We start from the raw sequence: 14,823 nt of genomic DNA, 5'->3' as shown, positions 1-14,823 counted from the left end.
GCCACGCCCGCCCCCGACGTTCCGGTTCAGAACGCGACCGTCGCCCCCAGCACCGCACTCCAGCGCGGCGTGAGCTGCACGCCGTTCACATGCTGGTAGATCGGGCGCTGGTAATACGCGTAAAGCTGCCAGTGCGGCGACATCTGCCAGTTGATGCCCGGACTCAGCGCCACCATCGTCGAGCCCGTATCCTCCGGCTCGGCCTCCGCGCCGCGGTCGCGCGCCTTGAAGGCGACGTTGAGCTGCACCGGAATGCTCAGGCGATCGGTCATCGGCTTCACCCAGCCCAAGTCCAGGTGCGTGCGATGACCGGGACGGTAATCGTCATGCTCGGCGGTGGCCAGTTCCGCCGCCAAGCTCGCGAAGGCGGTCGAGCCGCCCGCCAGCTCCCTGCGCCAGTGCGCCCCCAGCAGCACATCGGTGGTACCGCTGCCCGGCTGCAGGCTGCGCTCCGCCTCCTCGCCGTCGCTGTTCTTCACGTCGCTGCGCCCGGTCGGAAGCTTCACGCCGACGCTGACGCCGATCCCCTGTTCGCGGCCGGGGAGCAGCTCGTGCCGCGCCTTGAGGCGCACGTCGCCGAGCTCGCGAAAATCCCAGCTCGCGGGGATGTGATGCACCTCGTCGCCGTGATGATGGTTGTGGACGTGCTGGTGGTCACGGTCGACCAGCGGCAGCGTCATGCCCAGCGTCCACTCCGGCGCGACATCGCGCTCCAGCGTGAGCAGCAGGTTGCGGTTGAGCGTGCGCTTCTCGTCATGGTGACGCGGAATCTCGCCCACCGAGACATTGTCGTCGCCATGCATCGCGTGGCGCTGGTCGATGAACTCGAAGCGCAGGTCGAGGCGCGTAGCGCCCGCGAGGCCGGCGTGCATGAAGGCCGAGCTGGTATTGACCGAACAAAAGGTGGCCCCGCAGGACGCCAGGGCGGAAACGGGTACCGACAGGCCGAGCGCGAGCACGCTCGCAGCCAGCGGACGAAGTACGCAGGACATGATGCCTCCCAGGGCCCGGACCGCCGTCGGAGCGGGACGGCCCGCGGCCGCATAACGCGGAATCGGAGCGCAGCGGCCGGTCAGCCGATGCGGGGTTCGGTGGCGTCGATTCCGGCTGCGGAAGGCGGCGCGCGCGGCGGCGGCGCGAGGTCGCGCCACTCGAGCCGGCGCGGTGCGTGGGCGGCATCGCCCGCAAGCACGGGCGCGGATGCCGGGAGGAAGAACCAGCCCGCCGTCGCCGGCAGCCCGCCACCGAGGCGGACGGCCGAGCAGCAGCATTCGTGGCAGCGATGATCGGCTTCGGCCACCGGCTGCTCGGACGGCGTCTTGGCCGACGGCGTGCGGCAGATGTCGGACCCCGGCAGCGGGCCGCGCATCGTCGTGTGGCTCAGCGCAACGAGCGGCGCCAGCCAGATGACGAGAGCCAGCACGGCGATGACGATACGTTCGCCCTGCTGGCTCGAAAAGAAGGATGACGTGCGGCCGGACGCCGTCACGGCTGCCTCGCCGTGCTGTTCGATCCGTACCTGGCCGGAATAGCGCCCATGCTCATCGCATTCGTGCTGCACGAACCGCCTTGCCGGATGGCATCGGCCGGGTCGCCCGCAGCCCTCTCAGCCACCTCGCGCTATTGCTGCCCCATCACACAAGTCATGGCGTCGCCCGGCAGCGTGGCCGCGGCAACGATCCCGGCTGCGTCTGCGCCGGCCAACTTGCCCTGGTTCGCCAGATCGTTCGCCTTGTCCGCCACCTGATACAGCAGTCCTTCCGCCTCCAGCGGCTTGTTCTGGTACACCTTCTGGTCCGCCCCATAGACTTTCGACAGCAGGCCGTCCTTGTTCCCCGCGGCGTTCTTGCCGGAGAACGCCGACGCGCCGATCACCGCTGCGACGCCTGCCAGTTCCCCCGCGCAGGCACTCACGAACTGGTACTCGACCGGACTCGGTCGCGCCGCGCCGGCCGCACCGGCGCCGAACACGAAGGGAACAAGGAGGGCGGCGACGAGGGTTCGCATCTTGTTGGCCATTTCAAACCTCTATCGGGGTCAGGGGTTTCGGGCACGAATCCGCGGGCGCACGCCCGGGAATTCGCTTGCTGCATTGCGTTCTTCGTTTGACAGGCAAGGGACATACCGTGCCGGTACTGCCCGACGAATTCCTTGATTCGCATCATGCGAGGTCGCCTCGCACACGGCCGCTTCGCCGTGCACGCCGCACACCCTGGGCAAACTCCCTTGCTTGCCTGCGCGGGCATTACGCCCGCCTCCTGCCGACCGGGGTAGCCGCACAGGCGGCACATTCCCCGTCCTTGGGCAGTTATATTGGATACGTCTGTCAATCCAATTCGACTACGAACGATTCACCATCACATCAGTACGTCGGCACATACAAGGTGCAACTCGTCAGTGCTCCCATGGTCGCAGTGTTGATCGAATACGCGGCGCTCTCGGTCAGCTTCTTCTTTTGCGGCGGCAGGATGTTCGACCACTCGGTTGTCTTTTCAATGATGCCCAACAGCGCCAGCTCTGCCCCTTCGACCTTCCTCTCAGCCGGTTTTTGATCATTTGAGGCAAGCTTCGAATCGGCAGTCAAAAGCTTGGTCATCAGGTTCCCGTAGTTGGTCGCCGCATTGCCCGTCATGAACTGGCACGTGTCGTTTGCAGCCTGGATCGCCGCATTCACGGCGTCCAAGGCTTCGCACGAACTCACCCGGCTGAACGTGACCGTTGGTGCCGCACATGTCGTTTCAGCCGACGCAGCGCCGGCGAACAGAGCAAACGGGATTGCGGCAGTGGCGACGAGGGTACGAATGTTCTTGGCCATTTCAAAATCTCCGAAGGGTTAGATTTTTGGGCTCGGGGTCCGCAGACCCCTCACCTGACACCACGTCGTCCGATGGAACACTGGCAGTTCGGCCCGGCGGATGCGTTGCGGGAAGGTCCCGCGGGACATTCAGCAACCCCCGTGCCAGCATTTCCGGCACTACCATTCCTCAGGTATTTCGCGGCTTCCGGCGCCACTGCGGGTGAACTCCCCCAATCTCCACCCCCACTTCCGGGGGCAATTCATCACGAGATCTGCATATACAGAACGGCTTATTCACACCTTCGACATCGGCACACGCCGCGCCGTCAAAGGGTTTAGCCTGGCCGCCGGGGATCATGGGCGCCTTTCCCCAGATTTGGGCTTGATTCCCCACCCCTCATGACACCCGCCCGCCACGGCGTCCGCCGAGGCGCTCGAAATGCTCGATCACGCGCGGCACGTAGCGGCGCGTCTCGGCGAAAGGCGGGGTGCCACCGCTGCGCGCGACCGCGCCGGGCCCCGCGTTGTAGGCCGCGACGGCCATGCCCACATCGTTGCCGAAGCGCTCCAGCAGAAGCTTGAGGTAGCGCGCGCCACCGCGGATGTTGTCCGCCGGATCGCGCGCATCCGCGACCCCCATCTCGCGCGCCGTGTCGGGCATCAGCTGCATCAAGCCGACCGCGCCCTTGGGCGACACCGCCCCCGGGTCGTAGTTCGACTCGGTGCGGATCACGGCGTGGAGGAGCGCCTCGGGCAGGTCGTGCTCGGCCGCGGCCGCGGCGACCAGCGGCGCATAGGGCAGGCTGCCGGTGTTGGCGGCCGCTGCGGCGGCGAGCATGCCGGTCCCGCCAATGGGGGACTTGCCCCCGCTTGCGGGGCCGGGCGAAGCGACGATGCGCTCGAAGCCGCGGCGCGGTTCGTCGGTGAGCGTGACCGAACCGTCGGGCTCGACCTTCATATAGACATCGGCGTGCGCGGCGAGCGGCAGTGCGAGACAGGCGGCGAGGAGCAGCGGAACTGGCGAGGGCATGCGGGATCTCCCGTTCTTGTGTCTTGATTGGGGAAAATTCCCCACTCACACGGGGATTACGCAAGCGCCATGCCGCGCGCCGCCGCGCCGCGACGCGCGTCACGCCACGGGCATGTTTCCTGCTCCCCAAAATTGACGCCGCCGCGAGCCTGTTCCTACACTGGCGGACACTCAATCAACTGAGCGACCAAGCCCATGGATGATCGTCGAATGCTCCGCCGCCGCCTCACCGGCGCCACCTCGCGCGGCCCCCTGCGCGGCCACACTCGCGGCTTCACCCTGCTGGAACTGCTGGTCGTGCTGGTCGTGCTGGGCCTGCTCGCCGGCCTCGTCGCGCCGAAGTACTTCAGCCAGCTCGGCAAGTCGGAAGTGAAGGCCGCGCGCGCGCAGGTCGAGGGCCTGGTGAAGGCGCTGGACCTGTACCGCCTCGACACCGGCCACTACCCCTCGACCGAGCAGGGCCTCACGGCACTGGTGACGCGCCCCGGCAACGAGACCAAGTGGGGCGGCCCCTACCTGCAGAAGGCCGTGCCGGCGGACCCGTGGGGCCGCAACTACGCCTACGTGGCGCCGGGCGAGCACGGCGAGTACGACCTGTACTCGCTGGGCAAGGACGGCCAGCCCGGCGGCGACGGCGAGAACGCCGACATCACGAGCTGGGAGTGACGCGCCAGCCGCGTCGCGCCGGGTGCCGCCATGCGCTACCACGTCAAGGGGGTCGGTCGCGATGCGGGCGTGGTCGCGCTGACGCTGGACGCGACCAGCGTCGCCGACGCCCGCCGCCAGGCCGAGGAACAGGGCCTGCGCGTGATGTCGCTGCGTGCGGCGCAACGCCTGCCAGCCCTGCGCTGGCAGCGCAAGGAGACCTTCCCGCTGGTGCTCTTCAGCCAGGAGCTGGCGACGCTGCTGAAAGCGGGCCTCGCGCTCATCGACGCGCTGGAGAGCCTTGCCGAGAAGGAGAGCGACGGCCACGCGCGCAAGGTGCTGGACGACTTGGTGCGCGCGCTGTACGAAGGCAAGTCGCTGTCGCAGGCGCTGGCGCTGGCGCACGCGCCTGAAATCTTCCCCGAGCTGTACGTGGCGCTGATCCAGTCGAGCGAGAAGACCGGCGACGTGGGCGCCGCGCTGGGCCGCTACGTGGCCTACCGCAGCCGCGTCGACGAGGTGCGGCAGAAGATCGTCAGCGCGGCGGTGTATCCGGCGCTGCTGTTCGTGGTCGGCTGCGGCGTGCTGCTGTTCCTGATCGGCTACGTGGTGCCGCGCTTCGCCGCGGTGTTCGAGGACGTGGGCACCAACCTGCCGTGGCTGTCGCGCGTGCTGCTGGCATCCGGCCAGTTCCTGCACGCGCACCAGTTGGAGCTGGGGCTGGGCGCACTCGCGGCGCTCGCGGGCGCGGCGCTGCTGCTGCGCCAGCCGCCGGTGCGGCGCGCGCTGTCGCAGCTGCTGGAGTCGGTGCCGGCGATCCGCAAGCGCCTGTTCATCTACGAGATGGCGCGCTTCTACCGCTCGCTGGGCATCCTGCTGCAGGGCGGCATCCCCATCCTGACGGCGATCGGCATGGTGCGCGGCCTGCTGGGCGTGGCGACACGCACCCGCCTCGACGAAGTCGCCGCCCGCATCCGCGAGGGCCACGCGCTGTCGTGGGCGCTGGAGGAGAACCGCATGGCGACGCCGGTATCGCTGCGCATGCTGCGCGCGGGCGAGCACGCCGGCAACCTCGGCGAGATGATGGAGCGCACCGCGGACTTCTACGACGAGGAGATGAGCCGCTTCATCGAGTGGTTCGTGCGCCTGTTCGAGCCGCTGCTGATGACCTTCATCGGCCTGGTGATCGGCGTCATCGTGATCCTGATGTACATCCCGATCTTCGAGCTGGCAAGCAGTATCCAGTGATCGTGATGCCTCGCCTCACGGGGCACGCTGGATACCGTGGGAGCGGCTTCAGCCGCGAATGGGCGCCGATTCGCGGCTGAAGCCGCTCCCACAGGGAAAGCCCACCGTCCGGTACTTCGCACATCGGAAAAAGGGCGCGGCTCTCACCGCGCCCCCTCTCCCTCCCTTCCCGTATTCCTTCGCGTCAGCGCTGCGGGCGCTCCAGGCCGAGCTTCTCGATGCGGTAGCGCAGCATGTCGCGCGTGAGGCCCAGCAGGCGCGCGGACTTGGTGACGTTCCAGTCGGTCTTGTCGAGCATCTTGACGACGAGGTCGCGCTCGACTTCGGGGACGCTGACGCCGTTCGCCGGAACGGACATGCAGTAGCTGTCGAGCGAGTGGAAGTCGCGGTCGCAGGTGCCGTACAGGCCCGGGCAGATCGCGAGCTGGTTGGGCGTGATGGCCTTGCCTGCGGCGAGCAGCACGGTCTGTTCGAGCATGTTGCGCAGCTCGCGCACGTTGCCCGGCCAGGCGTAGCTCTTCAGCACGGCGAGCGCGTCGTCGTTGAAATACAGTCCCGGCTTGCCGTAGCGGCGGGCGTGCTGTTCGAGGTAGTGCTTCGCCAGCGTGACGATGTCTTCGCCGCGTTCGCGCAGCGGCGGCACCTTGATGGAGATGATGCGCAGGCGGAAGTACAGGTCGCTGCGGAACTTGCCCTCGCGCACCATCTGCTCGAGGTCGCGATTGGTGGCGCTGATGATGCGCAGGTTGACCTTGATCTCCTTGACCGAGCCGAGGCGGCGGATGGTGCGCTCTTCCAGCAGTTTGAGCAGCTTGGCCTGCAGCGCGAGGTCGATCTCGCCGATCTCGTCGAGGAACAGCGTGCCGCCGTCGGCCGCTTCGACCAGGCCGGCGCGGCGGTCGCGGGCGTCGGTGAAGGCGCCTTTCTCGTGGCCGAAGAGCTCGGCTTCCAGAAGATGAGAGGGGATCGAGGCGCAGTTCACTTCGACGAAGGGGCCGCTGCTGCGCGTGCCATCGACGTGCAGGGCGCGCGCGACGAGTTCCTTGCCGGTGCCGGTTTCGCCGTTGATGAGGACGACCGGCAGCTCGTTCGCGGGCATGTGCTGCTCGGCCTCGAGAAGCTGGCGGATCATGTGCTTCATCGCCTGCATCGGGGCCGATGCGCCGATCAGCGCGCCCACGCCGGCGTCGCGCGTGTCGCGCTCCTGGTAGAAGGACAGGGTCTTTTCCATGCGCCGGGCGTTCAGGGCGCGCTCGATGAGCAGCTTGAGCTCGGCCAGCACGAGGGGCTTGGTGAGGTAGTCGTAGGCGCCGGCCTTCATCGCCTCGACCGCGCGCTGCACGTTGCCATCCCCGGTCATGAGAATGACCTTGGCCTCGGGCTCGGCCTCGCGCACCTTGCCGATCAGTTCGATGCCGGTGATGCCCGGCAGGTTGAGGTCGGTGAGGATGACCTCGGGATGCAGCACCGCAAGCATCTTGAGGGCCTCTTCCGAGGAGCCCGCCAGTTGCGCGTCCCAGCCGTTGCGCTTGAGGCTGGTACAAATGTTGTCGCCCAGGATCTCGTCGTCTTCGACGACCAGGATCGTGTTTGGCATTTCCTTACTCCTGCTCCGCTACCTTGAATGTCAGACTCACGGTGGTTCCCGCCTGCTCCCTGCTCTCCAGCGCGACGCCGCCCCCGAATCGCTCCATTATCCGCTTTACCAGCACCAGACCGACACCCAACCCGTTGCGTTTCGTCGTGTGGAAGGGCTTGAAGGCCAGTTCCAGCTGCTTCTCCGACATCCCGCAGCCCGTGTCGGAAATCTTCACGGCGACGCGCCCGCGCGCGGGCACCTCGACAGCCACGCCGAGACGCCCGCCGCGCGGCATGGCTTCGATGGCATTGGACAGCACGCTGTTGAGCACCTGCTCGAGCAGCGGTCCGTTCGCATGCACCTCGACCGTCGGCGCCGCGTCGGGCGTCCAGTCGACTTCGATGCCGGCGCGGCGGATCTGCACCTCGTAGGTGGACAGCGCGTTTTCCAGGGCCATGTCGATCTTCACCGCCTCGCGTTCATCGCTGATCGGCTTGGAGAATTGAAGCAATTCTCGTACCCATTTTGAGAGACGATCGACCTGGGTGACAATGTCGTTGAGGTTCTTCGCGGTCGAGGGATCGCCGAGCTCGAGCGCGACTTCGGCGCTGGAACGGATCGACGCGAGCGGGTTGCGCAGGCCGTGTGCGACCGCGGAAGACATCTCGCCGAGCGCGACGAGGGTCTTGTTCTCGACGATCTCGCGCTGCTGGTCGTCGATCTGGCGCGCGGCGCGGATGATGATCCAGCGCAGGCACACATACACCGCTGCGCCCGACAGCAGCGCGGCGAGCCAGATCAGCAGGTAGCCGCGCTTGAGGGAGTGGATGAGGTCGCGCGGCTCCTTGTAGATCTCGACGACCGAGGCCACCGTGCCGTCCCGGTCGAACAGCGGCACGTAGTTCTCTATATAGAAGTCCTCGGGATAGCGCACGAACTGCTGCTCGACCTTGCCGCCCGCGGTGCCCTTGAGATGGCCGCCAGCGATCGCGTCCCGGCGCTCGATGACCTCCGCCAGCTCGTGGTTGTCGGGCAGCATCTTGCCGATCAGCAGTGCATTGGACGACCACGTCACGTAGCCATCCGGCGCGAACACCGTCGCGAGCAGGGCCTCGGGCATGTTGCGCAGGTGATCGAAGAATTCCTGGCGCGCGCGCGCGAGGTTTTCCGGCTCGAGGCCAAGCTCCCCGGCGGACCGGCGCTCGTCGAGGATGGCGCCGAAGGACACGTTGGCGAGACCGAAACGCGCGTGACGCAGCTCGATCTCGGCGATCGACTGGATGAACTGTTTCGTCAGCAGGGCATCGCGCTTGATCGCTTCGGTGACGAAGAAGTTGGACAGGATCGCGCCCGAGACAATGGCCGCCCCACCCGTCACCAGCAGGCTGACGACGGAAAACCACCTGCGCAGGTTGAAAGGTTTCCGGCTCCCATCCATGACCGTGCGAACTCCTCGAGCGTGCGTGACGGGTCATATCCCCCAGTCACACCTCGTTACAGTGTGCGCGCAATCGCTACCGGGGGCCGTGAACGACTTAACGTTACAAGATGTCGCCCGCCAAAGTGCATTCATGTGCCATTTTGGGCGAATCGATTTCCCCAATATGGGTGATATTCCCCACCCATTTTTCCCCGCGATTTCCCAGAAAACAAGCGGCAGATACATATATCCGGATACAACTTTACGACCTTGGCGGTATGGCACATGACTTGCGGAAGCCCGATGCGCGCGTAGTTCCCCATAAACATCGGAGTTTCCGAGGAGCCCTGTCATGAACCAACAATCCACGCGCCGGTCGCTGCCGGCCTCTCCGCTGAAACCGCTGGTCCGCACGCTCGCCCTCATATGCGCATTGGGCGCCCCGGTCGCCGCCTTCGCCCAGGCCGCCCCCATCCCCTTCGAGGTCGAAGGTGTCGTGCGGGGCATCTACAACCGCCCCGACGGCACGGGTGTTGAACTGACGATCTTCGGCCGCAGCTTCCTCGTGCCGCCGGGCGCGACGATCCACACGCCAACCAAGACCCTGAGCGCGGCCGAGCTTACGGACCCGACACGCTTCCCCGGCCTGTTCCGAGACGGTTTCGTGGGCGCGACTGCGATCCTGATGGGCGAGGTGACGCTCTCGCCCGACGGCGCGGTGGCGACACCGGTGATCAACGATGTCGCGATCGAACCCGCCGAGACGGTGCTGCTGGGGTCGCTGACGAAGAACGATGCCGGGGTGATGAGCCTGCTCGACATACCGATGCTGGAGAGCAAGGATCCACGCCTGCTTTCCAAGGGCTACAAGAACGAGTACGGCTTCGCGGTCCAGCCGGCGTCGATCCCGGTCGGCACCTTCGCGGCGCTGGAGGGCTACTTCGGCGACGACGGCAACTTCTACCACTTCTCGCTGGAAGCGGCGGGCGGCACCCTGGTCGATCCGGCCGTACCCAAGACCAGCATCACGAAAGCGGGCTGCGTGCCCGGCTCGCGGCTGCAGGTACAGGGCGCGTCCTACCTGCCCTCGGCCGCGACGATCGAGTTCCGCAACCCGAAAACCAATTACCTGTACGGGTCGATGAGCACGACGGTGGACATCGAGGCGCCGGAGTTCGGCACCTATCGCTACAGCGTGATCGTGAACGAGGGCGAGGTCGATTCGGATGGCGCGTGCCCGTCGCAGGTGCTGGCGGTGAACCTGAGCAACCTGAGCCAGGCCACCGCGACCGTAGACGGCGTGACGGCGCCGCCGCCCCCGCCGCCGGCCGGAACGGTACCGGCCAGTGCGCCGGTCGCGACCGCCGACGCCGCGAACGTGTTCGTCGGCCTGGCGACCGAGGTGCACCTGCTTGCCAACGACACCGACGCGAACGGCAACATGGACAGCACGACCGTGCAGCTGCAGTTCCCGCTGCCCCCGGGGCTCGATGTGCAGAACCCGCAGACGGGCGACGTGCTCGTGACCGCAGCCGCGGCAGGCACCTACACCTTCGGCTACACGGTCGCCGATACGACCGGCCTGGTGTCGCCGGCGACCACCGTGACCATCACCGCGCAGCCGGTGGCGATGGATACCGTCGACCTGACCCGCAGCAACTACCGCGCGGACACGAGCCGGTGGGAAGTGCGCGGGGTGACGAACCAGGCGGGCGCGCAAATCACGGCCGTACTGGTGCGCACCAACGAAACGATCGCGACCGTGACCTCCGATGCCACCGGCGCGTGGCAGATCGACGTGCGCAGTTCGCCGGTACGCGCGGTCGCGGGTGATGTGGTGCGCGTGCAGTCGAGCGGCGGCGGCACGGACGAAGGGGCGGTGAATATCGTCCGCTGAGCCGCTTGTCCGCAGGTTCAGGAGGCGTTACGGGCGGCCATCAGGCCGCTCGCGCGCAGCACGCGCCGGTCGACCGCCTCGTCCAGCACGCGGTCGGATCCCGCCGTCGCCAGCGTCAGCCACCGGCGCGCGCGGGTGATGCCGGTGTACACGAGCTCGCGCGTGAGGACGGGGTTCAGCGCCTCGGGCAGCACCAGCGCGGCATGGGTGAATTCCGAGCCCTGCGACTTGTGCACGGTCATCGCGAACACCGTCTCGACCGCCTGCAGGCGGCTCGGCAGCACCCAGCGCACGCCGTCGCTGCCGTCGCCCGCAGGGAAGGCCACGCGCAGGCCCCACTGCAGGTCGCCGTTCGGCGCGGGACGCGGCAATTCGAGGGTCACGCCGAGGTCGCCGTTCATGAGACCCAGGCCATAGTCGTTGCGCGTGACGAGCACCGGGCGGCCGGGATACCAGCCGTGGTCGGCCTCGATCAGGCCGGCCGCATGCAGCATGCGCGCGACTCGCTCGTTTAGCCCTGCGACACCCCACGGCCCGCGGCGCAGCGCGCACAGCAGCTGGAAGCGGCCCTGCGCGGCGAGCACCGCGCGCGCCCAGCGCTCGAAGTCGTCCTGGCCGGCCGTCAGCCCGGGTCGGCCGTCGTGCATCACCTGCAGATAATGGCCGAAACCCGCCGGCGGCGGGGGCGCATCCTTGCCGGCGAGCAGCCCGCCACCGGGGAAATTCTCCGCGCCGCCGTCGATCGCCAGGGCGCGCAGGTCCGCGTCACCGGCGAGCCGCAGGCGCGCGAGATCGACGCAGCGCTGCGCCCCCGATCCGTTCAACACGGCATGCATCGCCGCCCGGTCGCCGGCATTCACGGCCTCGGCCAGCCGCCCGATGCCGCTGTCGGCCGTGAAGCGGTGGCTCACGCGCAGCATCGCCACGGCCTGGTCGAGCGGCTCGCCCTGCGGGTCGACGAGGGCGTCGTCGAGGCGCGCGCCGGTCACGTCGGCGAGCCAGTCGCGCGTCGCCGGAGTGTAGTAGCCCTCACGCGCACGGGCGCACAGTTCGCCCAGCACCGCACCGGCCTCGACCGAGGCGAGCTGGTCCTTGTCGCCGAGCAGCACGAGACGGGCGCGCGCCGGGAGCGCGGCGAGCACCGCGGCCATCATCTCGAGGTCCACCATCGAGGCCTCGTCGACGACCAGCACGTCGAGCGCCAGCGGGTTGCGCGCATCGTGGCGGAAGTGGCGCGTGTCGGGGCGGCTGCCGAGCAGGCGGTGCAGCGTGCCGACGGCGACCGGGATCGCCGCGCGCACGGCTTCGCCGCCGGGCAGGCGCTCGAGATCGAGCTGCGCGACCGCCCCGGCGATCGACTCGTTGAGCCGCGCCGCGGCCTTGCCGGTGGGCGCGGCGAGGCGGATGCGCAAGGGGCGGCCTTGCGGGCCGGCGAGCGCGAGGCTCTGCAGCAACGCGAGCAGGCGCACGACGGTGGTGGTCTTGCCGGTGCCGGGGCCGCCGGTGACGATGCCGAAGGCGCTGCGCGCGACCAGCGCACAGGCGAGCTTCTGCCAGTCGACGGCGCCGCCCGCACGCGGCGGGAAGAGCGCGTCGAGGGCCTGGCGGAAGGCCGCCGGATCGAGGTCCGCGGGCGGCGCGGCGAGGCGCGCGTCGATGCCTGCACGCACGTCACATTCGTATTGCCAGTAGCGGCGCAGGTAGAGGCGGGAGCCGACGAGGACGAGCGGGGTCGTGCCGGCACCGCCGGCGACCAGCAGCGGGTGCGCCATCGCGGCGCGCCAGCGTTCGAGCGTCACGCCCGTGAGCACCTCGTCGGGCAGCGGCGGCAGGTCGGTGTCGTCGTCCCCCTCGGGCGGCAGCGACAGCGCGAAGCGCGGGTCCGCGAGCGTCGCGGCAAGGTCCAGGCACACGTGGCCGCGGCCGAGCTGATGGCTCGCGAGCGCCGCGGCCAGGAGCAGCAGCGGATCGGCATCGGGCGCCTCGTCGCGCAGGAATCCCGCGAACACGCGGTCGAGCGGGCGCAGCCAGCCACGCTCGGCCCAGCGGCGCAGCAGCGCGGGCAGATCGCCGCGCGCCGCGGCGCCGCGATCGTCCGCGCCCGCGAACAGGTCGTCCATGAACTCGGCGCCGGGACGGCGGCCTTTGCTCGTGCGCGTCATCACCGCACCTCCCCGACCGCGGCCACCATGCCGAACTCCGCATCCAGCGCCTCGATCAGCGCGCGCGGCGGGCGCTCGGCATGCACGCCGCGGGTCGGCGCGTGGCTGCCGCGCAGGAAGAGGTACACCGCGCCGCCGACGTGGCGGTCGTAGTCATAGTCGGGCAGGCGCGACTTGAGCAGGCGGTGCAGCGCGAAAAGGTAGAGCACGTATTGCAGCTCGTAGCGCTTCGCGAGCACCGCGTCGCGCATCGCGGCGGGGGTGTAGGCCGCGTCGTCCGGCCCCAGCCAGTTGGATTTGTAGTCGGCCACGTAGTAGCGCCCCTGGTGTTCGAAGACGAGATCGATGAAACCCTTGAGCATGCCGTTGAGCCGGCCCGGCGCGAGTTCCGGGCGCGGTGCGGCGCCGAGCGTGTGGGCACGCACGAGGGCGTCGAGGCGCACCAGGTCGGCGCGGTGGGTCTCGAACCAGAATTCCATCTCGGGCCGCGCCCCCGCGAGGTCGGCCAGCCGCGTGGAGTCGCCGCCGGGCAGCGGCAGCGGCGTCGCGATGAAATCGAGCAGCCAGCGCGTCAGGGCCTCGGTCCATTGGCTCCAGCCGCGCACGGCGCAGCGGCGCGCGATCATGTCGCGGGCGCGCTCGGGCGCCGCGAGCACGCGGCCGAAGCCTTCGCGCGCGGCCCATTCGAGGAGCTCGTGCAGGAAGGTGCCGGGGCCGGGGCCGCGCGCGAAGCGGTGCAGGCGCTGGTCGCCCGCCGGCGCGGCGGGGCTGCCGGGGGCTTCGGCCAGGGTCTCGGCGAAGGTCTCTTCGGCTGGGGTTTCCGCCGCGGGGGGGACGGGTTCCGCGGTCGGCGCGGTGCCTGCCGCGATCACCTCGGCGGCGACGCCCTCCGCTTCCGCCGTGCGCAACGCCGAATAGCTCGCGATCCACCAGAATTCGCGCACCGCCCGGCGCGGTTCGCGCGCGGCGCCGATTTCGCTGCGGGCGACGCGCGGGGCGAAGCGCTCGCCCGCGGGCGCCGGCGCGGGTTCGACCGCGATGTGCGCGCAGTCGCCGCGCAGGGCGGCCAGCGCATCGGCCAGGGCATCCGTGGCGATCGACGCGCTGCCGGCGAGGAGATAGCCCAGTGCGCTGAGTTCGAGCTTCTCCACCGGCGCAACGCCGATCCAGGTCGCGTGGCGCGCGCGGGTGAGCGCGACGTAGAGCTTGCGCAGGTCCTCGCCGAGTCGCTCGCGGTCGGCCTGCGCGATGTCGTCGCCCTGCGGCTCCAGCACGAGCCGCAGCGCGCCTGCGGCCTCGTGCAGCTTGATCGGCAGGTCGTCGGGATCGACCTGGCGGCAGGTGCAGGCGAAGGGCAGAAACACCAGCGGGTATTCGAGGCCCTTGGACTTGTGCACGGTGACGACCTGCACGAGGTCGGCATCGCTTTCGAGGCGCAGTTTCCTCGCATCGTCGCCGTTGCCGGCGTCGGCGCGCTGCTCGGCCAGATGCCGGATCAGCGCGTGCTCGCCGTCGAGCGCGACGCTCGCGTGCTGCAGCAGCTCCGCGAGATGCAGCAGGTCGGTGAGCGCCCGTTCGCCGTCGCTCCCCGCGCCCGTCCCACCCTCCTCGCCGCCGAGGAGGCGCCGCGGCACGCCGAAGTCGCCCAGCAGGCGCCGCAGCATCGGCAGCACGCCCTGGCGGCGCCACAGCTGGCGGTAGCTGCGGAACTGCAGCACACGCTCTTCCCATTCGAGTTCGTCGTGGCGCAGGCGGTCGAGCGCGGCCCAGTCCAGGCCCAGACAGGGCGTGGCGAGCGCCGCGCGCAGCAGGCCGTCGTCGTCCGGCTCGGCGCAGGCCGCGAGCCACTGCTGCAGCTCGGCGGCCTGCGGACTGGCGAACACCGATTCCTGGTCGGAGAGATAGACGCTGCGCACTCCGCCCGCGGCGAGCGCGGCGCGCACCGCGTTGGCCTCGGTGCGGCTGTTCACGAGGATCGCGATGTCCGCCGGGCGCAGCGCGGCGAGCGCATCGCCCCCGGTTTCGTCCCCCGCCCGCTCGAATCC

At 69.1% G+C, this 14,823-nt stretch carries 12 protein-coding genes; 3 read left to right on the top strand and 9 right to left on the bottom strand.

The features are described from left to right. Nucleotides 1–26 precede the first annotated feature (26 nt). From GO615_RS25445 to GO615_RS25425, 5 genes are all read right to left on the bottom strand, one after another. On the bottom strand, nucleotides 27–992 hold the full coding sequence (locus GO615_RS25445) for a transporter (protein ID WP_169132659.1): 966 nt from the start codon (nucleotides 990–992) through the stop codon (nucleotides 27–29). 80 nt (nucleotides 993–1,072) lie between these two features. Then, nucleotides 1,073–1,561, bottom strand: coding sequence for a DUF2946 family protein (locus tag GO615_RS29035; RefSeq protein WP_169132658.1), 489 nt, complete (start codon nucleotides 1,559–1,561; stop codon nucleotides 1,073–1,075). Nucleotides 1,562–1,620: 59 nt separating this feature from the next. After that, nucleotides 1,621–2,019 (bottom strand): hypothetical protein, encoded by a 399-nt coding sequence (locus GO615_RS25435; protein WP_169132657.1) that lies wholly within the window; start codon nucleotides 2,017–2,019, stop codon nucleotides 1,621–1,623. Between the two features lie 343 nt (nucleotides 2,020–2,362). After that, nucleotides 2,363–2,815, bottom strand: coding sequence for a hypothetical protein (locus tag GO615_RS25430; RefSeq protein ID WP_169132656.1), 453 nt, complete (start codon nucleotides 2,813–2,815; stop codon nucleotides 2,363–2,365). 379 nt (nucleotides 2,816–3,194) lie between these two features. After that, complete coding sequence (locus GO615_RS25425) at nucleotides 3,195–3,827, bottom strand: lytic transglycosylase domain-containing protein (protein WP_169132655.1); 633 nt, start codon at nucleotides 3,825–3,827, stop codon at nucleotides 3,195–3,197. Nucleotides 3,828–4,037: 210 nt separating this feature from the next. Here GO615_RS25425 and gspG point away from each other — a divergent pair, with 210 nt between their 5' ends. Together gspG and GO615_RS25415 are read left to right on the top strand one after the other, a co-directional pair. Continuing rightward, a complete protein-coding gene (gspG, locus tag GO615_RS25420; protein WP_169132654.1) occupies nucleotides 4,038–4,493 on the top strand; it encodes a type II secretion system major pseudopilin GspG in 456 nt (151 codons plus the stop codon). 30 nt (nucleotides 4,494–4,523) lie between these two features. Then, nucleotides 4,524–5,720: a type II secretion system F family protein gene (locus GO615_RS25415; RefSeq protein ID WP_169132653.1), complete on the top strand. Its 1,197-nt coding sequence runs from the start codon at nucleotides 4,524–4,526 to the stop codon at nucleotides 5,718–5,720. Nucleotides 5,721–5,904: 184 nt separating this feature from the next. Here the strand turns inward: GO615_RS25415 and GO615_RS25410 are convergent, their stop codons facing one another. Beyond that, nucleotides 5,905–7,317 (bottom strand): sigma-54-dependent transcriptional regulator, encoded by a 1,413-nt coding sequence (locus tag GO615_RS25410; protein WP_169132652.1) that lies wholly within the window; start codon nucleotides 7,315–7,317, stop codon nucleotides 5,905–5,907. Between the two features lie 4 nt (nucleotides 7,318–7,321). Then, nucleotides 7,322–8,737: a sensor histidine kinase gene (locus GO615_RS25405; RefSeq protein ID WP_169132651.1), complete on the bottom strand. Its 1,416-nt coding sequence runs from the start codon at nucleotides 8,735–8,737 to the stop codon at nucleotides 7,322–7,324. Nucleotides 8,738–9,071: 334 nt separating this feature from the next. Here GO615_RS25405 and GO615_RS25400 point away from each other — a divergent pair, with 334 nt between their 5' ends. Beyond that, entirely contained in the window at nucleotides 9,072–10,616 is a 1,545-nt protein-coding gene (locus tag GO615_RS25400; protein WP_169132650.1) for an Ig-like domain-containing protein, read from the top strand. Between the two features lie 17 nt (nucleotides 10,617–10,633). On the opposite strand, the gene recD is transcribed toward GO615_RS25400, so the two are convergent. Both recD and GO615_RS25390 read right to left on the bottom strand, forming a co-directional pair. Continuing rightward, nucleotides 10,634–12,778, bottom strand: coding sequence for an exodeoxyribonuclease V subunit alpha (gene recD / locus GO615_RS25395; RefSeq protein WP_169132649.1), 2,145 nt, complete (start codon nucleotides 12,776–12,778; stop codon nucleotides 10,634–10,636). Then, on the bottom strand, nucleotides 12,778–14,823 hold a 2,046-nt coding region (locus GO615_RS25390), incomplete at its 5' end, for a 3'-5' exonuclease (RefSeq protein WP_211167359.1). The genes GO615_RS25390 and recD, both read right to left, overlap by 1 nt.

Origin of the sequence: Aromatoleum evansii (assembly GCF_012910805.1) — a bacterium.
Classification (GTDB): domain Bacteria; phylum Pseudomonadota; class Gammaproteobacteria; order Burkholderiales; family Rhodocyclaceae; genus Aromatoleum; species Aromatoleum evansii.
Note: the sequence above shows the minus strand (reverse complement) of the source record. Positions and strands in the feature narration are given on the sequence as shown.

Coding starts and splice junctions, on each gene's coding strand:
- gspG (WP_169132654.1), top strand. CDS start 4,038: ATGCTCCGCCGCCGCCTCACCGGCGCCACCTCGCGCGGCCCCCTGCGC.
- GO615_RS25410 (WP_169132652.1), bottom strand. CDS start 7,317: ATGCCAAACACGATCCTGGTCGTCGAAGACGACGAGATCCTGGGCGAC.
- GO615_RS25435 (WP_169132657.1), bottom strand. CDS start 2,019: ATGGCCAACAAGATGCGAACCCTCGTCGCCGCCCTCCTTGTTCCCTTC.
- recD (WP_169132649.1), bottom strand. CDS start 12,778: ATGACGCGCACGAGCAAAGGCCGCCGTCCCGGCGCCGAGTTCATGGAC.
- GO615_RS25415 (WP_169132653.1), top strand. CDS start 4,524: ATGCGCTACCACGTCAAGGGGGTCGGTCGCGATGCGGGCGTGGTCGCG.
- GO615_RS25405 (WP_169132651.1), bottom strand. CDS start 8,737: ATGGATGGGAGCCGGAAACCTTTCAACCTGCGCAGGTGGTTTTCCGTC.
- GO615_RS25400 (WP_169132650.1), top strand. CDS start 9,072: ATGAACCAACAATCCACGCGCCGGTCGCTGCCGGCCTCTCCGCTGAAA.
- GO615_RS25445 (WP_169132659.1), bottom strand. CDS start 992: ATGTCCTGCGTACTTCGTCCGCTGGCTGCGAGCGTGCTCGCGCTCGGC.
- GO615_RS25430 (WP_169132656.1), bottom strand. CDS start 2,815: ATGGCCAAGAACATTCGTACCCTCGTCGCCACTGCCGCAATCCCGTTT.
- GO615_RS25425 (WP_169132655.1), bottom strand. CDS start 3,827: ATGCCCTCGCCAGTTCCGCTGCTCCTCGCCGCCTGTCTCGCACTGCCG.